Origin of the sequence: Rhizobium sp. S96 (genome assembly GCF_030382195.1) — a bacterium.
GTDB lineage: Bacteria > Pseudomonadota > Alphaproteobacteria > Rhizobiales > Rhizobiaceae > Rhizobium.
This window is the reverse complement of record NZ_JAUDRY010000013.1, coordinates 1-20613: the sequence shown is the minus strand read 5'-3', so window position 1 is coordinate 20613 and position 20613 is coordinate 1. Positions and strand designations below refer to the sequence as shown.

Here is a 20613-nt window from a genome sequence, read left to right as displayed (position 1 = left end):
CTCGATCCGTGTGCGTTCGGGGGGCTCGATGCGAGTTCCGGAAAGGTCGTGAGTAGGGAGCGCGCGCTTGTGCGCAATGGGGTCAACGATATTCAGCAGGGAAAATGATATCCTGATCGACAAGAACGTTGAAATTGTAGCCGGGCCGGATCTTGATCGTAGGCTGAACCTGGAGGTTTTTGGAGATCGTCTGTTCGGCAACGCGACCGAATGATTCCGCGAAGTTTCGCCGCGCTGCATCGGATGCGGTGTCTTGTGTGGCGAGCGTGGAACTCTCCGGCATGGACATATCGATCCCCGTGCCGATCACTGCGACAAGTGCTGCTGAGCCGAATGTCCGCCAAAGATGGCGGTCGACCCTGTCTTTAAAGCCCCCATACCCCTGCGCGTCGGAACCTGCCATGCCGCCGATTTGCAGCGTCGAACCGTTTGGGAAAATCAAGTCGGTCCATACCACGAGGACACGGTCTTGGCCGAACGAGACCTTGGAATCGTAGCGCCCGAACAACTTCGCGCCCTGCGGCACCAGAAGGCGGTGTCCCGTCGCGCTGTCGTAAACGTTCTGGCTGATCTGCGCGGTTATTCTGCCCGGCAGATCGGAATTCAGGCCGGTGATCAGGGTCGCTGATATGACAGAACCACGTTTCAGCTCGAATGGTGATAGTTGTGATACGACGCGATTGGGCAGATAGCCGAGATCCTTGATGTCCTGATTGAAGAAATCTTCCTTTGAAGACTGGCCGTTCGGATCACCTGCAAGGCCAGACTTGATCGCAGCGGCATAAAGATCGGAGGTGCTGTTTGGCGTGGTGTTAGGTTGTTGCGCACTTCCCGTGGCCTTCGTCGATACCGCGACTTCGGAAACATCAACCTTCAATGGCGAGTCCAAAGCAGTCGAACGAGCTTGCAGCCGCGCCATTCTCTGGCGCTGCGCTTCGCGGATATATTGTTCTTCCTGTTCTCGCTTCAGTCTGGCTCTCCATGCGTCCTCAGGCTCAAGCTTGGGGCGGCTATCCTGTCGCGTGTCTTGGCGGCTAATTTCTGGCTCGCGCTTTTCGTTCTGATGGACAATGATTGGAGTGGGCTGGAAAATATCCTGCTTTTCGGGCTCTCCGATGATTCCGTCAGTGACACCCCGTTTGAGCTGGTCTGCAAAGGTCGCCGCCGACTTGCCTGGCACACCCTCGAAATCATCGGCGCGATTGAAGGACAACCCACGCCAGGAGAGACCGACCACGACGATGGCGAGGAAAACAATGACGATGCTGATCGCAATGATGATCGGCAGGCGGTTCAAGCGGCGCATTCCCGGCCGGCTATCCGCGTTGGGAGGGCCACCGAGTTGGAGCGATTGGGTCATCTCTTGTTACCCTCAATTTCGCTGCATGATTGAAAGGGGGCTGGACGCGGTGGCGCCCGTGTTCGTGCTCACATATGTGCGCGCGAGAGCGATTGATGGTGTTGCGACCTGGGCCAGAAGTTGGCCGTCGAGACTATCCAGGGAATAGGAGAGCTCGACTGGCCTCTGTTTTCCTGCAGGCTTCCCGTCGGCCATGACCTCGTAGCCCCATCCCTTCAATGCAGCTTCAAGGGCCGTCGAATAGTCGGTTTTTTCCCGTTGCATCTGGATGAACGTGGTTCCTGCCGGCCCGATCGTTTCGGCAAGGCGGGCTGCCATGTCGCCCGCAATAGCGCTGGCGGTGGGTTTGGTCACGGCGGCTGGCGTCAAGACCGCGGTCACCGTGTCCTCTCTGCTCTGACAGGCGCCTACCAGTGTTAAAATGAAACCAAAGGCAATTATCTTGAGCATCGATCACCCTCCCCGTCGGATTGTAATCTTCTGCTGGCGCCAGCCGACCCCCGATACCAGGATCGCTTTGTCGACGGCGTAGTCGACGATCATCGTGTCGTTCTTCATTCGATAATTGACAATGCGGTTCTGTCCGCCGCTAACGACGAAGAGCACTGGCGCGTCCTGGCTGGCTATCGATCTCGCGAACTGGATGTAGGTCTTGGTCCCGTCTGAGTAGACCCGCTTGGGCCTCCAGCGCGCGCTGCCGGTCATGGTGTACGAAAAGTCGAGCTTGTCGGGGGAGCTTCCGGGAATCCCGCCGGTCTCTAGCCGCGCGTTGATGTCGGCAAGCTTAGCCGACGTTTCCTCTGGGTACTCGAAGCCCACCCGCGCCATGTATTGGCTTGGGTGCGATTTAAGCTGGATGTGATAGGTACGACGCGACGTCGTCACGACCATCGAGGTCACGAGGCCAGCTTCGGAAGGTTTGACAACAAGATGGATCGCTTGGCCAGCGGTGGCGCCGGACGTCGCGGGTTCGACCTTCCACCTCACGGTATCGCCGACCAGCACGTCACGCACGATCTCTCCGCCCTGGAGCTCGATATCGCAGACTTGCAGCGGTGAGCAAACAACGGACGGCTGTGTTTCTCCGAACAGAAAAATGACTCTTCCGTCGGAACCGGTTGTCACCAATCCAGCCGCGCCTCGCCATTTCCTCGAGATGCTGGTCCCTTTTGCCTCGTTTGCCGTCATGGTCTGCGCTCTCGCGACATCTGCGAGCATGAGTCCGCCTAGGCAGCCGGCGGCCGCGATGAATGCAAGTCTGTGCATGTAAACTCCCCTGCCGTTAAAGCTGTGCGGTCCAATCGAGGTCCTGGATGTAGAGACCGATAGGATTAACGCGGATGGTCGCCTCATCCTGTGGAGCGATGAGCGCCACTGTCGCGATACCCCGGTACCGGCGTGTTGCCGTTTCCTTTCCTTTGCGATCACGCTCGAACTCCGTCCAGTCGAGCTGATAGGTCTGGTTGGAGAGTGCCACGATGTTGTTGACCTCGACGGCGACCGTGGAAGACTTCGCCTTTTCGAAGGGGGAGTTTGCGCGAAACCAGGAATTGATCTTCTGTGTCGATGGATCGGAGTTACGAAGCAGAGCGTAGGTTCGATCGATGTATTGCTTCTGGACCACCGCATCCGGGGTGATCGAACGGAAACTCGTGACGAAGTTGCCAAGTGTCGCCCTGATTACTCGTGGATCGGCATACTCGATCCGCTGCGGGAAACCTGCCGTCACAGAGCTGCCCAGCTTATCGACCTCGACGATATAGGGTACGAGCTTTACCTGCGTGCTCACGTACAAGGCATAGCTGAAGCCGATGACGGCCATGGCGAGACCCATGATCCCGACAATGCGCCATGCTCGAGCGGCCTGGACATATGAGCCGTATCTCTCGGTCCATTCCTGGCGCGCGGCAAGGTATGGATTTTCAGGCACGCGATTGGCTGCCATTCGATTTTCCCCTCATTAGATATTGTCATTGCGTTCGGGAGGCGGTGCTTTTGCAGTCCCGCGCCCGTGGGCTTCGTCCAGCTTTGCGTTGGCCAGGCCAAGAAGCGATCCGGAATAGGCGCCCGGCGAACCAATCGCCTTTTCCTTGGCGGCCGAGCCCGCCGCCGCCGCTGTTTTTCCAACCGCCGTTCCAAGTCCGCGGAGCATGGCGCCGACTGGGGAGGAACCGCCGGCCCGAGCCGACTGGGCAGTTGTTGCCCCGGCGCCAGCGGCGCCGACTGAGAGCGCAGCGCCGCCCGCGGCAAACGACGCCGCTTGTGAGGCATGGCGGATCGTTTCCATGCCGCCGGTGACCGACGCGCCCTGGACGACACCCTGGATGATATTGGGGACGTACATGGCAATGATGAATACGACGACGGCTATGCCGGCAATTGCGAGCGCCGTCTGAAACTGCTCCCCGATATCGGGCTGATTGGCCAATCCGATCAACACCTCGGAGCCGATACGGGAAATCATGACGAGGGCCATGAGTTTCATGCCCACGGAAAAAGCGTAGACCAGATATCTGATTGCGAAATCCTTGGTGAATGACGAGCCGCCCAGTCCGAGCATGATCATCCCGGCAAGCAAGCCCAGGTACATTTCAACCATTACCGATACAAAGATTGCGGCGACGAGGGAGAAAGCAATAACGGTCACGACCATCGCGAAGGCCGCCGATATGGCCAGCGCGTTGTCCTCGAACAAGCCGAACTTCACCTTTTCGGACATCTTCGTTGCAACTGCGAGCCCGGCGTTGAACACGTCCGCGGGTGACGCCGTGCCGCCGCCTGCGCCGATCTCAAATAGGCTGTCTACAACGGACTTGGCGAAGGCGGGCCCCGTCGTCAGGACGAAGGCAAAAAAGCCGACGAACATGATCCGCCTGACCAGCTCCGAAAACCAGCTTTCCAGAGACGCAGCCTGTAGGGCAAGCCAGACTGCTGCAATGCCGATCTCGATCGTCGCCAGGATCCAGAACAGCGATTTCGCTGCGTCCATGACAGTCTCTTCCCACCCTTTCGCCGTGTTTGTTATCTGAGTTTGTAGAGAGGTCAGTATTGAGCCCTCTTGGGCGAGGGCCGGCCGGGCCGCAACGGCAACAATGGCCGTAAGCGCCGCAAGCGTTTGCAGAGTTGGGCGGTGTGGTATCATCCAGCTCACCACTCGACCTTCATCTTGTCACCGCCAGAGGTCGACGGGGCGGTTGCCTTGAAGAACTCTTCGCGCCGTCTTTGCGCCAGATCCTTGTCCGTTTGTTCCGATTGCAGCCAGGTACCCACCATCGTCATTTGCTGCGACACGAGCCCGCGCAGCTTCTGCATTTGGGCTACTTGCTGGGCAGCGATCTCGTGACCGACCTGCAGTGCCTTCATCTGGCCGTCCGACGTTTCCGACATGCTTCGCAAGGAACTCATGGTCGTTTCCTCGCTGTCGAATTGATCGGCGGTCAGGCTTGCGGCCCTTAGCGTGCCGGCAATGGTGTCACGGTTCGTGTCTGACCAGTTCTGGTAGCTCGACGCGTAGCTCTCGGCGTTCGGAAGCTTGGTCTCCAGATCGGCGTAGCTCTTGAATCGCTGCTGCAGGATGTCATCGGCATTTCCCATGGAGAAAGAAATGCTCTTACCTTGAGCAACGATGTCACGAAGGCGATTGAGGTCACCTTCAACCTGCCCCCAGATGTGATCGGGAAGCTGCGCCGTGTTCTGCAGCATGTTCTCGTAAATCCTCAGCTGGTTTTCGATCTGCTCGGCGAGCTGGCTGATTTGCGTTAGCTGATTGTCGACCTGGAGGCCTGAGCTCTTCAGGAGGTCGATGAGCTGCGCGTTGTTGGCGAGTTGCGTCCACTCGGTTGCCGCCCCCGTCGCCGCCCCAGCCCTACCGTGCGTTGGTGGTGCCACCGCCGTTGCGCTCACCATCAGAGCGAGGACAAGCCTAGACGAAATCCTTGAGTGATCGGGCATCAGGAACTCCTCTCGTTTCAAGCCATCTGATCGGCCATTCATGACCGTGCTCCGCCTTCAGCGCTCGAACGCGTTTCAGATCTTCCTTCCCCGACGCACCAACGAAGCTCAGCGCAAGTGGTCCGAGCGACATGTCGAACAAGCGACGGCCATCCGGGGTTGCAACGTAGTACTCCCGCTTCGGGATGGCGTTTGAGACGATTTCGATCTGGCGTTCGTTGAATCCGATCCGCTCATAGAACTCCCGAGTTCCGGTCTCATGCGCGGCACCATTCGGCAGACAGATCTTCGTCGGGCACGATTCCTTCAGAACATCGATGATACCTGACCGCTCGGCGTCTGAAATCGATTGGGTCGCCAGCACGACGGCGCAGTTTGCCTTACGCAAGACCTTAAGCCATTCGCGGATCTTGCTCCGAAACACAGGGTGCCCGAGCATCAACCACGCCTCGTCGAGAAGGATCAGGCTGGGAGACCCGTCGAGCCGCTTTTCGATCCGGCGGAACAGATAGGTCAGTATCGGCACCAGACTGCGCTCACCAAGGTTCATAAGATGCTCAATCTCGAAGCACTGAAATGCGCGGAGCGTCAGGCCATCCTCTTCTGCGTCGAGTAACTGTCCCATTGGTCCGTCGACGGTGTAATGATGCAGGGCGTCCTTGATCTCCCGCATTTGCACGCCGCTGACGAAATCGGACAGCGACCGGCCAGGCGCTGTTGCCATCAGACCGATCTGACGGGAAATGGCGTTTCGATGGTCGGGCGTGATCGTTACGCCCTGCAGCGCGACTACCATTTCGAGCCACTCGCTCGCCCATGCCCGGTCGCCATCGCTTGAAAGGTCGAACAGCGGGCAGAATGATAGCGCCCTCCCCTCGTCCTCGTGGTCAGCGCCGATTTCGTAGTGATCGCCGCCAGATGCCAACGTCAGCGGTAGCAGCGAGTTTCCTTTGTCGAAGGCGAAGATCTGCGCGAATTCGTAGCGCCTGAATTGCGCTGCGATCAGCGCCAGCAGCGTCGACTTTCCCGATCCGGTGGGACCGAAGATCAACGTATGCCCGACGTCGTCGACATGAAGGTTCAGACAAAACGGCGTGGAACCACTGGCAACCTGCATCAGTGGCGGAGAGTTGGCCGGATAGAATGGGCAAGGAGCAATCGGATTGCCGGACCAGACCGAGTTGAGCGGGATGAGATCGGACAGGTTGTTCGTATTGATCAGTGGCTCGCGGATATTCGCGTACCAGTTTCCAGGCAGGCTGCCGAGAAACGCATCCGTCGCGTTCAGCGTTTCAATCCTGGCGCCGAAGCCTTCAGCCTGAACCAGGCGCCGGATTGCTTCAGCTTTCTCCTGTAAGGCGTCGCGATCTTCGTCGAAAAGGATGACCACCGGCGTGTAATAGCCGTAGGCTACCAGTTGCGAGGACGCCTGTGCGATCGCATCCTCGGCCTCGGCGACCATCGTCATGGCGTCCTGATCGACCGATCGGCTCTGTGTCTGGAACAGTTGGTCGAAGAACGGACGAACCTTTTGCTGCCATTTCTTGCGCGTGCGCTCCAGCTTCCGTCGGGCCTCCTCTGCATCCATGAAGATGAAGCGCGACGACCACCGATAGGTGAGCGGCATCACGTCAAGGCTATTCAAGATGCCGGGCCAGCTTTCGGCCGGCAATCCATCGATCGCGACCACGCCGAGAAAACGGCTTTCAACCTTTGGCGTCAGACCATGTTCGAGTTCGGCCGTCGCAATCCAGTCGAGGTACATAGGCACGTCCGGCAACCGGACTGGATGACTCTCGCCGGTGATACAGAAGCGAACGAACTGGAGGAGCTCGTCATAGCGAGCCGTTCTTGCCCCTCCCCTTTCCGAGACATCACACGTTTCCATTCGAACGATCGTGAGTGTGTTCGCGAGATATTGCTCGATTTCGCGGATGGCATTTTGGAACATGAGCAGGGCTGTGTCGGCATAGGATTTCTTGCGGCTTTCTTGGTCGGAGTACATGTACTTGCTGAGCGCGGTCTTTTTGGATTCCAAAGGCCGGTGAGTTAAAATGAGGGCGTGCTTGCTTTCGAAATGTCCCTGCGTACGGGCGAAATGCGCACGCCGCTCGGCATCGATCGCGCGGGTCACAGGATCCGGAAAGTGGCAGCGATCCTCACCGGGATAATCGGTCGTTGGCACCCTGATAGCCTCGACCTGGATCATCCAGCCGCTACCAAGTCGCGAAAGGATCGCATTTATTTGTCGGGAGAGGTCATTGCGTTCACCATCGGTCGCACTTTCCGTATCAGGACCTGCAAAGTACCACCCTGCCATCAGGCTTCCGTCTTTCAGAAGCAGGACGCCGTTGTCGACGAGGCCGGCGTAGGGAACTAGGTCCGCGAACGACGGCCCGGCATTGCGAAAGTTTTTGAGAGATGCCATCGCCTCCTCCTCAGAACCTTCGCCATGGCGAAGTGGTCGGCTGGTAGTAGGCCCTGTAGAAGACATGCCGGATATAAACCTGACGCATCATCGGATCGGCCTTTGCCATTACGCGGAGCACACCGACAACGAAAATCCAGATGAGGACGCCGAAAACCGCAGAGTAAGCGGTCAGGACGACGAAGATCAAAATGACTGCCGCCAGTCCCGTTATGAGTACCAGCTCTCGGTCGGCACCAATGAGAAGGCTTGGCCGGGACAGTGCGCGATGGATCCGGCTCCGCTGCAGCCCGGATAGAGGGTTAGTCATTTGCCCCCTCCCCTGCCCCGTTCAATTGGCGGGAAGAGCTGAAGTCCTGCGAAATGCCGACCGTTGCTCCGGTTGCACCAAAAAGCCCGACGATTGTCGTCGCTCCGAGCAGAATGCCGGCAACAAGGACGACGTACATTAACCGCCGCGCGAAATCGTTGAGCTCGCCGCCGAAGATCAGCATGCCGCCGGCGATCGCCACGGCGGCCAGTGCGATATAGCCGGCGACAGGACCCGTTATCGATTGTTGAATCTGCTCAAGTGGACCTTCCCATGGCAGACTGCCGCCGGAGCTCGCAACCGCAGGCGAAATGGAGATAAGACTGAAGCCTGCGACGATGGCAGTGGCGAGAAGATAGCACTTACGCGACATCGTGTGCCTCCTGTTCTTCGGTGGGACCATCGGATTGAAGTTCGTACCGACCATTCGAGAAGCATTCGACGTGGATGACGTCGCGCACCCGACGGCCATGCGGTGTGCGCTCGATGGAAACGATCAGATCGACAGCTTCGCCGATCACCTCATGCATCGGGTGCAAGCTAGCCTCGGCGGTGAGTTGCTCGAGACGTCTCAATGCCGACGTTGCGGTGTTTGAGTGGATCGTCGCCACACCTCCTGGATGGCCGGTATTCCATGCCTTCAGCAGGGTTAAAGCCGCACCATCACGGACCTCTCCCACGACAATGCGATCAGGGCGCAACCGCATGGTGCTTTTAAGCAGGCGCGCCATATTGACTGCGTCGCTGGTGTGGAGAAGGATCGCGTTCACGCCTGCACACTGAATCTCGGCCGTATCTTCAAGGACCACCAATCGATCCTCCGGCGCAGTTTTGACGATCTCGTCGATGACCGCGTTGGCGAGTGTTGTCTTTCCCGATCCGGTTCCGCCGGAGATGATGATGTTGAGCCGTGAATCGATCGCGCTTCTGATGGTGCCGGCCTGGCCGGCTGTCATGGCGCCATTTCGGACATACTCGTCGAGCGGGATAAGACGCGACGCACGCCGCCGGATCGTGAAGGCAGGCCCGGCGACAACGGGCGGAAGCAGGCCTTCGAAGCGGTGACCGCCGATCGGCAACTCGCCCGAGACGATCGGTCGATCTGCATCGACCTCGGATTGAAGTGCATGTGCGACCGTGCCGATGATCACTTCCGCGGCCGCATACGACATCTCGCCGGCAGGCGCGATACCGTGGCCGAGGCGCTCGATAAAGAGCCTTCCGTCGGGATTGAGCATGACCTCGACAACATTGCTGTCTTCAAGGGCTGCGCAAATCTGATCGCCAAGTGCCTCCCGAAGCTTTCGAACAAGCCGGGGATGAGAGCGAAGATGGGTCACATGCTTCTCCTTAGCGACCAGCGCTGGAGAAGCGGTGCGGCGCGCCTGGCGGCTCGCATATCTGGCTGTGCTGCGGGCCTCGAGATCGCGATGACTGGCATGAACGTCTCCGTCGTTGTTGGGGCAACGACTAGTCAGCACGATTGCGAATCGGGCCGCAATTGTAGGATCCTACAAATGCCCTTCCTGGTGAGTCGGCATCAAAAAGAAAGCTGCGCTATGACGGGCCGGTTCCGCACCACTTGGTTTTGTAGGATTCACCCCAGAACGGAACTCGAACGAGATGGCAGGTAATTTCGCCATAACTATCTGAATTGACTGACGGAATCGAGAAATCGCGGACACTGTTTTCGGGTGGCCCGGCCCCGTGGCTAAGCCGCTGTTAACCTTAAAGCACTTGTTGGATCTCTCGAATCGCAGATAATAACGGTTAAGAGGCCGTTTTTGGCCGAAAATCGTTATCTGAAAGCATCTCGACTATGAACGCTAAATCGGCCTTGTCGCAAAGACCCGCTGCCGTCCACTTTGAGGATCAGATCCTCGAGCAAGGGGATCTCATCTCAAAGAGACTCCATTTGCTCAGCGTGCAGCGATTCCCGCCGAATGCAAGAAAGACCCTCAGGACCTTTAGCCTGGCGGAAGTGGCGAACTATGTCGGTGTCTCGCAGAGCACGCTGAAGAAGCTTCACCTTGAAGGTAAGGGCCCCTCCCCTCAGACATCTTCGTCCGGCCGCCGATCGTACACCGCAGATCAAATGCTTGAGCTTCGCCAGTACCTGGATCAGCACGGCCGCTCGGACAGCCGCATGTATGTTCCCCACCGCCGCCCCGGGGAGAAACTGCATGTGCTAGCAGTCGTCAATTTCAAAGGGGGCTCGGGCAAGACCACCACCGCAGCTCACCTTGCGCAATACCTGGCGCTGACGGGTCATCGCGTCCTTGCCGTTGACCTCGACCCTCAGGCATCACTGTCATCGCTTCACGGGTTCCAGCCTGAAGTGGATCAGGTGGCCTCGATCTATGATGCCATCCGATATGATGGCGAGAAGAAAGATCTTGCCGACATCATCCGGCCGACAAATTTTCCCGGGCTGGATATCGTGCCGGCGAACCTCGATCTGCAGGAGTACGAATACGACACGCCGCTTGCCATGTCCGACAAGTCGTCGAACGAGGGCAAGACGTTTTTCACCCGAATTTCACGCGCACTCTCGCAGGTGGAAGACAGGTACGACGTTGTCGTGATCGACTGCCCGCCGCAGCTTGGATACCTGACGCTGACCGCGTTGACGGCGGCGACGAGTGTTCTCATCACGATTCATCCCCAGATGCTCGACGTCATGTCGATGGGGCAATTCCTGTTGATGCTGGGCGGTATCCTCAAGCCAATTCGCGCCGCCGGGGCCGAAGTCAATCTGTCTTGGTATCGCTATCTCATTACGCGTTACGAGCCGACGGACGTTCCGCAGGCGCAGATGGTCGGGTTCATGTCGACGATGTTCCACGAGTTCATGTTGAAGAACCAGATGCTCAAATCGACGGCCGTGTCTGATGCGGGCATCACGAAACAGACGCTCTATGAAGTCGATCGGTCGTCGATGAACAGGGCAACCTATGACCGCGCATTGGAATCTCTGGACGCCGTGAACAGTGAAATCGCAGAGCTGATTCACCGTTCATGGCAAGGTTAAAAGTTGTCGGCTGACAAAATCGCCATTTTGTGACGATTTTTCAAATCTTTAGAGCATATCGGAGCGACTAAAATGGCTAGAAAGAACCTGCTCGAAGGATTGGCTGACGTCCAGGACGATCAGCCGAGCGTAGTTTCATATCCTATGCGGGGAGCTGGAAAGTCCCTCGTCCGCTCACTGGATGAGCTTGCAAAGCAGGCAGACAAGTATCTCGAAGGCGAGGTCGTGGTCGAAATCGATCCTGATGTCGTTGACGCATCCTTCGTCCAGGACAGGCTGGCGCAGGACAATGACGACTTCCGCGAACTTGTCGAAGCAATTCGGACCCGCGGACAAGACACCCCGATTCTGGTTCGACCCAACGCGAGCGTGGAAGGACGATTCCAGGTCGTCTTCGGTCACCGCCGCCTGCGCGCGGCGCGTGAGTTGGGTCGCAAGGTCAAGGCTGTCGTCAAATCTCTGGATGACCGTACCCACGTCATAGCGCAGGGTCAGGAGAACTCGGCACGCGCCAACTTGACTTTCATCGAACGCGCATTGTTTGCAAAGCGGCTGGAGGATCTGGGCTATGATCGCGAGGTAATCTCCGCCGCGCTGGCTTCCAACGCGGCCTCCGTATCGAAAATGTTGTCGGTGGGCGAGCGCATCCCTGCCGATGTTATCCGAACTATCGGCGACGCGCCTGGAATTGGACGCGAGCGCTGGGTCGAACTTTCCTTGTTGGTCGGTAAGTCCGCGAACAGCGAAAAGGTCCGCGAGATTGTGAGCGACGTGCAGTTCAACGTGCTCCCATCCGATGATCGCTTTCTGGCGCTCTACGCTGCGCTGAACAGATCGGCTCGCTCTGTGAAGAAGAAGGAGCCGGCCACAACGACAGACAAATGGGAGCCAAGAGACAAGGGCGTTCTCGTCGAGATGAAGAGTTCCGGCAAGAGCTACGCGATCTCTATGAAATCAAAGAACGCCATGCGCTTTGGCGATTTTCTGTCCAGGAATTGGGACGCGCTCTATGCGCAGTTCCTCGATGAGGTATCTAAAGGAGACTGAACCGCAAAAGAAAAAGGCCCCAAACGTTGCCGTCGTGGAAGCCTCTCTCAAAGGTCTAAGCAGCCTGAGAATCGCATTTCCCCGAATTACAGTCAAGAGTCTTTGGCACCGTTTTTGGTGAGCAGGTTTCTTTTGCCTTCTGGAAGGTGAAGGAAAAATGCAAGGTGGACATGTGACGACGCCTTTTGGGCGGCGGCCGATGACGCTTGCCCTCGTTAAACGGCAAATGGCCGTGGCAGAGATCAGGCCAGGGAAGTCGGCGGACAAATGGAAGATCTTTCGAGACGCGGCTGAAGCGCGCGAATTGCTCGGCTTGCAGGATCGCAGCCTGGCGGTCTTGGATGCGCTGTTGAGTTTTTATTCGGACAACGAGCTGCGCCAGGACGCGCAACTGATCGTTTTCCCTTCGAACGTCCAATTGACGCTTCGTGCTCATGGGATCGCCGGGGCGACGCTGCGCAGACATCTGGCGCTTCTGGTTGAGGCAGGCCTGATCGTGCGCAAGGACAGCGCCAACGGCAAGCGCTACGCGCGAAAGGGTAAGGCGGGAGAGATCGAGAATGCGTTCGGATTCGATATCTCGCCGCTGTTGATGCGCTCCGAGGAGCTTGCTGCTATGGCCCGGCAGGTCGCAGCCGAACGAGCAGCGTTTCGTCGCGCAAAAGAGAACCTCACGATCTGTCGGCGCGATGTCCGCAAGCTGATTTCAGCAGCCGTCGAGGAGGGTGCATCTGGCAACTGGACGATGATGGAAGATGTTTATATCCGCCTCGTCGCCCGTATCACCCGCACGCCGACCATTGCCGAGGTCACTGCGATCCTGGAGGAAATGGAGCTCCTTCGCGACGAGATCCTCAACGCGCTGGAAACACAGCAGAAAGATGAAAATAATAACGCCAATGCCGCTCACAATGAGCGTCACATCCAGAATTCAAATACCGAATCCATCAATGAACTTGAACCTCGCTCCGAAAACGAGCGGGGCGCGACGCCGAGTGAGAAGACCCAACCGAAGCACGAGGGGACGGGTGCCTTCCCATTAGGCATGGTGCTGAAGGCGTGCCCGGATATTGCCGCTTACGGACCCGGTGGAGCTATTTCCAGCTGGCGCGATCTGATGGCAGCAGGTGTGGTCGTCCGATCAATGTTGGGGGTCAGCCCGTCGGCGTATCAGGATGCCTGCGATGTTATGGGGTCTGAAAACGCTGCGATAGCGATAGCCTCGATCCTGGAGCGGGGCGGCCACATCAATTCGGCCGGCGGCTATCTGCGTGATTTGACGCGACGTACGGAGCGGGGTGAATTCTCGCTTGGCCCGATGCTGATGGCGCTGCTACGCGCAAACGGAGCGGCAGCGGCGCGAACGGGGTGATCAGCGCGCGGGCGGGCACTTTCCGTTGGTCGGCGGCTTAGCAATGCGGCTCGAATTTGCTCGCTCTTGGTGAGACCGACCGGGGCAGCGGGTGCTTCTGGCGGAGGGGGTAGGGTCTCGTTGCTTCGTAAGAGGCTTTCGTAGCGCTGCTGGGCGGCCAGGCGATCGGCGGCAGAGACCGGCTCCGTCGCGCGGCCCTGAAGATCGAAGCGCATCGATTCCGGTTGTGCGGTAGCGAGGTAGTAGCGTTTGGAATGCAGATAGGCCCCGGTCGCTCGGCGCAGCGCGGTCACGTTCGCATCAGCCCTGAGAAGCGGACGGATTTCGTTCCAAAGTCCCAGAGCAAATGGCTTGATTGGATCACCGATTGTGGAGGGAAGGATATCGATCGGCTGCAACAAAAGGGCATTGATCGCTTTCGCTTTCAAAAGATCCGTTTCGTTTGCCACGATTGGCCCGCGACTGGATGTCCAGGGTCTCGCCATCGATTACTTCGCCTTGCTCCGATCCCGGGAGTAACAGCACGAAGACAATTTAATGTCACGGGCAACACGCAACAAATGTCGGTGAGGAGGTAAGGTCAAAGGCATGGGTGCCCTTGTTCCGATGCAATCGTAAGGTTGCGCGGGAGTTGATCAGCATCGGGGAGGGAGGTCTTAGGGGAGCTGAGAATTATCGTCTTTGCGCTTGCACTGTTTGTCGGATGGTCGCAAAGCCGTGTTGTAAAGTGCCGCGATGGCCCCGAAGCGATTTTGGCCAATTTCAATCGAAACTGAAGGTCTCGTCATGACTCGCCAGCTTTCCCTCTCCCGCGACCGGATTTCGGTCCTTCTGCTCGAAGGTATCAGCCAGAGTGCCGTGGATTACTTTGCGGCATGCGGATACACCAATCTCGTTCATCTTCCGAAAGCGCTCGATGATAAGGATCTGAAAAGCCATATCGCCGATGCGCACATCATCGGCATTCGATCCCGAACGCAGCTGACGGAAGAGATTCTCGAATCTGCCAAGAAGTTGATTTCTGTTGGCTGTTTCTCTGTCGGCACGAACCAAGTCGATCTGGATGCCGCGCGCCGTCGCGGCATTCCGGTCTTCAACGCCCCTTATTCGAACACGCGCTCGGTGGCCGAGCTTGTGATCGGCGAGATCATCATGCTCACTCGACAGATTTTCCCGCGATCGGCGTCCGCGCATCTAGGCGGATGGGAGAAGTCTGCTGTTGGCAGCCGCGAAGTGCGCGGAAAGACGCTTGGAATCGTCGGCTACGGCAATATCGGCTCGCAGCTGAGTGCTCTTGGGGAAAGCATGGGGATGGTGGTGCGCTATTTCGATCTTTCCGACCGGCTGCGCCGGGGAAATTCGGAATCGATGGCTTCGCTCGGTGAGCTCCTCGAAATTTCGGATTATGTGACGATGCACGTTCCCGAGACGGCGTCGACCTACAACATGATCACAGAGACCGAACTGCGGCGCATGAAGAAGGGCGCCATCTTCATCAACAATTCCCGCGGGACCGTCGTCGATCTCGACGCGCTCGCGAAGGTGCTGAAGGAAGGCCATCTCGCCGGAGCCGCCGTTGACGTGTTCCCTGTGGAGCCCGCATCGAACAAGGATCGTTTTGAAACGCCGCTACAGGGCGTGAGCAACGTCATTTTGACACCCCACATCGGTGGCTCCACCGAGGAGGCTCAGGAGCGCATTGGCGGGGAAGTCTCAAGGAAGCTGGTGGAATACTCCGATATCGGCTCGACGATGGGCGCGGTCAACTTCCCCCAGGTCCAATTGCCGGAGCGCCCGAACGGAACGCGTTTTATTCACGTTCACGAAAACCGCCCCGGCACGCTCATCAAGCTCAACGAGATCTTCTCCTCGCGCGGGCTCAATATCGTCGCCGAGTTCCTGCAGACTCACGGCGACACGGGCTATGTGGTGATCGAGGTCGAAGGCGTGTCGGAGACGGCCGATGAAATCTTGCAGGCGCTGCGCGCGATACCGGGCACGATCAGAACGCGGTTGCTCTACTGACGGATCGTGCAGCGAGGCGATCGACGTGGTTAATATTGTATTTCGATAGGAGCGCGTGCGCGCCGCTCTGCATGCGTTTCTCTCGAATGGGTGAGGGCGGGCGATGACCTCACATCAACGCGATCGCCGACGGCGTTTTGAAAGCCGTCGTTTTGCCGTCCGTTGAGAAGGCGCTTGCTGCGATTGGCGGCATCCGTCAGGTCGCAGTCCGGGATCGGCAGGCGGAGCGTATCGATCTACGCTCCGCCGTTCGTTCAGACCTTTGCCCTGTTGGCCGCGCGGCGTGCTTTCACACCCGATGCCAGTGTCTCCAGGGTCCGAACGGTCGTCGGCCAGTCGATACAGCCGTCGGTGACGCTCTGGCCGTAAACCAGCGGCTTTCCGGGGATCAGGTCTTGCCGGCCGCCGACAATATTGCTCTCGACCATCGCCCCGATGATCGCATCGTTGCCGTCGGCGAGCTGCTGCGCGACGTCCTGCAGGACGGCGGGCTGGTTCTCCGGGTTCTTGCGGCTGTTGGCATGGCTGGCGTCGATCATGATGCGCGGGTCGAGCTTCGCGTCGCGAGCGGCGGCCATCGCTGCCGCAACGCTTTCGCGATCATAGTTCGGCTGTTTGCCGCCGCGCAGAATGATGTGGCAATCCTCGTTACCGCTTGTCGACGCGACCGCCGCGCGTCCGTCCTTCGTCACCGCCGGAAAATGATGCGGCTGCGAGGCGGCCATGATGGCGTCGAGGGCGATACGCACATCGCCGGTGGTGCCGTTCTTGAAGCCGATCGCAGAGGAGAGGCCGGAAGCGAGTTCCCTGTGGACCTGACTTTCGGTCGTGCGCGCACCGATGGCACCCCAGCTGACGAGGTCGGCGATGTATTGCGGTGTGATCGTGTCGAGGAATTCGCAGCCCGCCGGCAGCGCGAAGTCGTTCACATCGAGCAGCAGCTTGCGGGCGATGCGCAGGCCATCCTCGATCCGGAAGCTGCCATCGAGGCCGGGATCGTTGATCAGGCCCTTCCAACCGACGGTCGTCCGCGGCTTTTCGAAGTAGACGCGCATGACGATTTCAAGGTCGCCCTGCAGCCGGTCGCGCTGTTCCTTGAGCCGCTTGGCATAGTCGATCGCGGCGACCGGATCATGGATGGAGCAGGGGCCGACAACGACGAGAAGCCTGTCGTCTTTCTTGGTCAAAATGTCATGGATGGCGCTGCGAGCGCCGATCACCGTCTTACTCACAGTCTCGTCACGCGGCAGCTCGTCGATGATGCGTGCAGGCGAGGAGAGTTCGACGATATTGGTGATGCGCAGATCGTCAGTCGGGTTGGTCACGGTATTGGTCTCCAGGAGGTCATACCGGGCGCGCAAAAAACCGCCAGGTAGACTAGCGGTTGTTGGGATAAATTGCGTCTTTCTTAGTTACGCACTTTCCCGCTTCCGCACCGAGGCACGGAAATAATAAAATCGGGAAACGTAGGCGCAAACGATCGACATGACACCGTGCTACAGCAAGCCGAGCGACTTGTCACTTTCGATCTCCATCCTTGCCGCCATTCGTTGTGCCGAGCATGCGGCATTGCCGGTCCGTCGGGTAGCGTAGTTATAGTAGCTCGTCGCCTGCTGCACCGGCCGGTCTCGGGATTGCTCAGCGGAGCGACGATGACCCTTTTCGCGAAACATGTAGTTCTTCTCGCAACTTGCCTCGGAAAGAATGGCGACGGCCCGGCCTAGCGAGCTTGCGTTGGCAGGCGTTCTCACAATCGTCCAGCCAATTCGGTCGGTCTCGAGCTAGCGCGCCCAGACCGCACGTGACCGAGATAGCAAGATGGCCGCTGCCATCTTGATGGCAAACCATTATAAGCCTATATCTGCTGCGAAGGAGATCTCGCAATGGCCGCACCACAACTTTCTGTCCGAAGCTCCAAGGCAAGGGATCTGGCTCACCGGCTCGCTCGACGTGAGAATCGTTCGATTGCGGAGGTGGTCGAACGTGCGCTTGAGGCCTACGAGACACGCGAGGCGGGCCGCGAACCAGCTGCAAGCTTCTACCGGCGCGTCAACGCTCAAGCTGCTACAGATATCGATCTGGATTCCATCATCCGCGAAAGCCGTCGTCCTCACCAGGGTATCGAGCTTTGATATTTCTGGATACGAACGTCGTCTCGGAGACACTGCGGAAGGACTCTAACGAGGCTGTTATGGCCTGGCTGGTTCGGTTCGACGCGGAATTGGCATTGCCGACGGTGACAGTCGCCGAGATTGCTTTCGGCATTCAGAAGATCAGACCAGACCAGCGGGCCGAGCGTTTGGAGCAAGGGCTGACGGAATGGCGTCGCCGGTTTGCCGATCGGATGTTTGGTCTGACAGAAGAAGCCGCGCTCGCCTACGGCGAAATCATGGGGCAGGCGGTTCGTCAGGGACAGGCGATGTCAGTACCCGATGCAATGATCGCTGCAATAGCGCGGGTGAACGGCGGCCGCTTGGCCACGCGCAATATCAGGGATTTCGAAACGACAGGTCTCGCCCTCGTGAATCCGTGGGATTTTTAAGCTTTCGAATGAGTTAGCTTGCATTGGCGCAATGCGACGCTTGTTTTCTACGGAGAATACGACCTCGGTGCCAAAGCGAAGGCAGCTTTTCAACGCCGGCTCATCCCCGCAACGAGAGATACCGAGTTACGCCCTCCAGTCGTGAAGCCGCCCCAGAATCGTCTCATAGCATTCGCGCGGCATTGCCGGTGCGTCGGGTGGCGTCGTTATAGTAGCTCGACGCCTGCTGCACCGACCGGTGGCGCGATTGCTCCATTGCTTCGACGAGGGGAATGCGACGATTGGCGGCCTCCGTCAAATAGCCGGATCGCAGTCCGTGCGCAGAGAACTCTACGGGGTCCAATCCGGCCATAGCGGCGCGGTGCTTGATGATGGCGTTGATCGATTGCGGGTCGAGCGGACGTCGCGACAGCGTTTCCCAGCGTCCGATCCCCCTGAAGACGCTGCCTTTGTCGATTTTGGCCGCTGTCATCCAGGCATGTAGCGCCTCCACTGGCCGGCCGGTGAGATAGACGACGTCGTCCTGCTCGCCAGAGGTCGTCTTCGTACGGCCGAGATGAATGGCCAGCGAGGGGAGTGGAGGGCCGTCCTTCTGCTCGATCGGCGCCTCCATCGTCAGCTGCTCGACACGAAGAGCGGCAATCTCGCTGCGCCGGCGGCCGCCCGAAGCGAAGGCCACCATCAGGATGGCCCGGTCGCGCCGATCGCGCAGACTGTCGCTCTCGCAGGTCGCCAGCAGCTTGGCGAGTACATCCCCGGTGACCGCCTTGGCGCTCTTGCGACGTCGTTGCCGCGGTGCTGCCCGCACCGCCAGGCGAATGGCCGCCTTCAGGGGAGGGGAGGTGAAGGCGCCGTCCAGGCCACGCCAGTGGGTCAATGTCGACCAGCTGGCCAGCCGCCGGCGCACGGTTGCCGGGGCGTGCGGACCGACGGCCTTGAGAAAGCCTTGGCTTCGAAGGCTGTGATCGACATCGGCCGGCATGCCATGATCGGGATCGGACGTCCGTCGCTGCGGGTCCCAGAGGTGATGGGCGACGAATTTTAAGAGCAGTGCTTCCGGCGCCGGCCAGGGGAGGGCAGTGCCGGTCGCCGCCAGACCCCAGGCTTCGAGATAGGCGAGATCCGAGGTGATGGCGCGCAGCGTGTTGTCGCCCATTCCTTCGTTGACGAGATGGCGCAGCGTCTCGATATCGTGGTCGGTCAGCAGCTCGGCGAGCTCATCGCGGCGCTCGATCGGCAGTACGGCGGCAATGGTGTCAAGCTGCTCGGCGCGGGCCTCAACCCCGTTCGGTCTCCTAGTCATTGGTAGGCTCGCGGAACGGATCGATCCCGGCGTCGCGTGCGGCGAGCATCGCGGCAAGGTTTGATTGATGACACCGTCCGTAGAAGGCGCGCGTCTCGGCGTACATTTCTTTCGGCACGGTCACCAGGTCCTGCAATCGCAGGCCGTCTCGGTCGGCAAGACCGGCGTCGTTCAGTTCCGTGTTTGTGAGACCGGCTGTGCGGTCGTGCAAGGTGGCAAAATAGTCGAGGTTGGCATCGACGATCGCCGGGTCAGCCGTCTGGCCATGGGCGAGGACGACGTAGTCGGCCTGCAGGGCTCGAATCCGTTTCAGGGATGCGATGAGGGCGCTGAGATCGTTAGGGTCGCTGCTCCAGACTTCCGGGATCGGATGCTCGACGGCATCGACCGCCAGGCAGGTACGGATTTCCGGGATCCAGACGGCAATGTGGTCCGGGGTATGTCCAGGGGTATGAATGAGCTCGAGGGTTAGATCGCCGCCATGCAGAGCCATGGTCTCGCCGTCGAAGGTGATGCTGGGGGCAATCAGTTCGGCCGCGTGAAACCGCGGCTCCTGTTGTTTCTCGGTCAGGATCCTCTGGGCCGCTGGATCGCGAAGCCGATCGATGGCCTTGCTATGGGCGATAATCGGCACCTGGCGGTCGAGGGCGGCATTGCCCCAGAAGTGATCCCAGTCCAGATGCGAGTTGATCACCAGCAAGGGGCGGCGCGCCATCTCTCCGGCGAGCAGATCGAGAGCCTGCCGGCACAGCGCGGGTGTGGCCAGGGTATCGACCAGCACGTTGAACCGTTCGGTGCGGACGAAGACGGCATCGACCTCGTCGGCTGCCCGCAGGACGGTGATGCGATCATCGAGACCGGGATAGCTTGTACGGTGAAGCGTCACATCCATCTTCGTTCCTGCGTCCAAAACAGCGGTTTTGTGGCCGTCGCGGCCGTGCTTGGCCCTGACTTTCGCTGATTTGCGACTCGAGATCAACTACCATCGATAACCTATAATTATCGATGGTTTAAACACCAACCCTGAATCGTGGGCAGCAGCGGAAGCTATTGGCAGTTTCGATTCTTAATAATGGATTGTTTACTATAAATTCAATATTTTAGAGTCTCAGATAGTTCCGTGCCAAGGGCTCCTAGCGCGTAAGCGGGGCTGATCCGGTGGCACTGCCGGCACAATGAGCAATGAAAAAGCGTCAGCCGCGCGCTGCGACCATGGAAGGGAGGGGCGCAATAGGATGATCGTC

21 protein-coding genes are annotated in these 20613 nt (G+C 58.9%); 6 read left to right on the top strand and 15 right to left on the bottom strand.

All coding sequences use genetic code 11. From position 1 onward, the window contains the following. Positions 1-82: 82 nt before the first annotated feature. From trbI to trbB, 10 genes are read right to left on the bottom strand one after another with little or no spacing between them, the layout of a single operon-like run. Positions 83-1360, bottom strand: coding sequence for an IncP-type conjugal transfer protein TrbI (gene trbI / locus QTL94_RS16165; protein WP_065690311.1), 1278 nt, complete (start codon positions 1358-1360; stop codon positions 83-85). Between the two features lie 12 nt (positions 1361-1372). Further along, on the bottom strand, positions 1373-1810 hold the full coding sequence (trbH, locus tag QTL94_RS16160) for a conjugal transfer protein TrbH (RefSeq protein ID WP_065690310.1): 438 nt from the start codon (positions 1808-1810) through the stop codon (positions 1373-1375). Positions 1811-1813: 3 nt separating this feature from the next. Next, a complete protein-coding gene (gene trbG / locus QTL94_RS16155) occupies positions 1814-2626 on the bottom strand; it encodes a P-type conjugative transfer protein TrbG (protein ID WP_065690309.1) in 813 nt (270 codons plus the stop codon). Between the two features lie 16 nt (positions 2627-2642). Then, positions 2643-3305: a conjugal transfer protein TrbF gene (locus QTL94_RS16150; protein WP_065690308.1), complete on the bottom strand. Its 663-nt coding sequence runs from the start codon at positions 3303-3305 to the stop codon at positions 2643-2645. A 15-nt stretch (positions 3306-3320) separates the two neighbouring features. Then, the gene (gene trbL, locus QTL94_RS16145; protein ID WP_065690465.1) at positions 3321-4502 is read right to left on the bottom strand and encodes a P-type conjugative transfer protein TrbL; all 1182 of its coding nucleotides are present in this window, start codon (positions 4500-4502) and stop codon (positions 3321-3323) included. Between the two features lie 5 nt (positions 4503-4507). Continuing rightward, positions 4508-5266, bottom strand: coding sequence for a P-type conjugative transfer protein TrbJ (gene trbJ, locus QTL94_RS16140; RefSeq protein ID WP_065690307.1), 759 nt, complete (start codon positions 5264-5266; stop codon positions 4508-4510). Between the two features lie 16 nt (positions 5267-5282). Beyond that, positions 5283-7739, bottom strand: coding sequence for a conjugal transfer protein TrbE (locus QTL94_RS16135; RefSeq protein ID WP_289802549.1), 2457 nt, complete (start codon positions 7737-7739; stop codon positions 5283-5285). A gap of 10 nt (positions 7740-7749) precedes the next feature. Beyond that, positions 7750-8049: a conjugal transfer protein TrbD gene (locus QTL94_RS16130; protein ID WP_065690305.1), complete on the bottom strand. Its 300-nt coding sequence runs from the start codon at positions 8047-8049 to the stop codon at positions 7750-7752. Then, positions 8042-8422: a TrbC/VirB2 family protein gene (locus QTL94_RS16125; protein WP_065690304.1), complete on the bottom strand. Its 381-nt coding sequence runs from the start codon at positions 8420-8422 to the stop codon at positions 8042-8044. Before QTL94_RS16125 ends, QTL94_RS16130 begins: the two co-directional genes overlap by 8 nt. Further along, entirely contained in the window at positions 8412-9389 is a 978-nt protein-coding gene (gene trbB / locus QTL94_RS16120; RefSeq protein WP_065690303.1) for a P-type conjugative transfer ATPase TrbB, read from the bottom strand. The genes QTL94_RS16125 and trbB overlap by 11 nt, the downstream gene beginning before the upstream one ends. A 479-nt stretch (positions 9390-9868) precedes the next feature. Here trbB and repA point away from each other — a divergent pair, with 479 nt between their 5' ends. From repA to repC, 3 genes are all read left to right on the top strand, one after another. After that, on the top strand, positions 9869-11080 hold the full coding sequence (repA, locus tag QTL94_RS16115; RefSeq protein ID WP_065690301.1) for a plasmid partitioning protein RepA: 1212 nt from the start codon (positions 9869-9871) through the stop codon (positions 11078-11080). A gap of 72 nt (positions 11081-11152) precedes the next feature. Further along, positions 11153-12127 (top strand): plasmid partitioning protein RepB, encoded by a 975-nt coding sequence (gene repB / locus QTL94_RS16110; RefSeq protein WP_065690300.1) that lies wholly within the window; start codon positions 11153-11155, stop codon positions 12125-12127. Positions 12128-12284: 157 nt separating this feature from the next. After that, positions 12285-13499 (top strand): plasmid replication protein RepC, encoded by a 1215-nt coding sequence (repC, locus tag QTL94_RS16105; protein WP_065690299.1) that lies wholly within the window; start codon positions 12285-12287, stop codon positions 13497-13499. Here the strand turns inward: repC and QTL94_RS16100 are convergent. Beyond that, positions 13391-13984: a ProQ/FINO family protein gene (locus QTL94_RS16100; protein ID WP_083199279.1), complete on the bottom strand. Its 594-nt coding sequence runs from the start codon at positions 13982-13984 to the stop codon at positions 13391-13393. The genes repC and QTL94_RS16100 overlap by 109 nt on opposite strands. Positions 13985-14285: 301 nt before the next feature. Here QTL94_RS16100 and serA point away from each other — a divergent pair, with 301 nt between their 5' ends. Further along, positions 14286-15524 (top strand): phosphoglycerate dehydrogenase, encoded by a 1239-nt coding sequence (gene serA, locus QTL94_RS16095; RefSeq protein WP_289802548.1) that lies wholly within the window; start codon positions 14286-14288, stop codon positions 15522-15524. A gap of 254 nt (positions 15525-15778) precedes the next feature. Here the strand turns inward: serA and QTL94_RS16090 are convergent, their stop codons facing one another. Together QTL94_RS16090 and QTL94_RS16085 are read right to left on the bottom strand one after the other, a co-directional pair. Beyond that, positions 15779-16849, bottom strand: coding sequence for a 3-deoxy-7-phosphoheptulonate synthase (locus QTL94_RS16090; RefSeq protein ID WP_065690298.1), 1071 nt, complete (start codon positions 16847-16849; stop codon positions 15779-15781). 171 nt (positions 16850-17020) lie between these two features. Next, a complete protein-coding gene (locus QTL94_RS16085; RefSeq protein ID WP_158007256.1) occupies positions 17021-17197 on the bottom strand; it encodes a hypothetical protein in 177 nt (58 codons plus the stop codon). A gap of 210 nt (positions 17198-17407) precedes the next feature. Here QTL94_RS16085 and QTL94_RS16080 point away from each other — a divergent pair, with 210 nt between their 5' ends. Further along, positions 17408-17656 carry a type II toxin-antitoxin system VapB family antitoxin gene (locus QTL94_RS16080; RefSeq protein WP_025662876.1) on the top strand — a complete coding sequence of 83 codons (249 nt, stop codon included), beginning with the start codon at positions 17408-17410 and terminating at the stop codon, positions 17654-17656. Continuing rightward, complete coding sequence (locus tag QTL94_RS16075; protein WP_065690297.1) at positions 17653-18066, top strand: type II toxin-antitoxin system VapC family toxin; 414 nt, start codon at positions 17653-17655, stop codon at positions 18064-18066. The genes QTL94_RS16080 and QTL94_RS16075 overlap by 4 nt, the downstream gene beginning before the upstream one ends. Before the next feature lie 163 nt (positions 18067-18229). On the opposite strand, the gene QTL94_RS16070 is transcribed toward QTL94_RS16075, so the two are convergent. Beyond that, entirely contained in the window at positions 18230-19369 is a 1140-nt protein-coding gene (locus tag QTL94_RS16070; protein WP_065690296.1) for a tyrosine-type recombinase/integrase, read from the bottom strand. Beyond that, the gene (locus QTL94_RS16065; RefSeq protein WP_065690295.1) at positions 19362-20261 is read right to left on the bottom strand and encodes an MBL fold metallo-hydrolase; all 900 of its coding nucleotides are present in this window, start codon (positions 20259-20261) and stop codon (positions 19362-19364) included. The genes QTL94_RS16070 and QTL94_RS16065 overlap by 8 nt, the downstream gene beginning before the upstream one ends. Between the last annotated feature and the right edge of the window lie 352 nt (positions 20262-20613).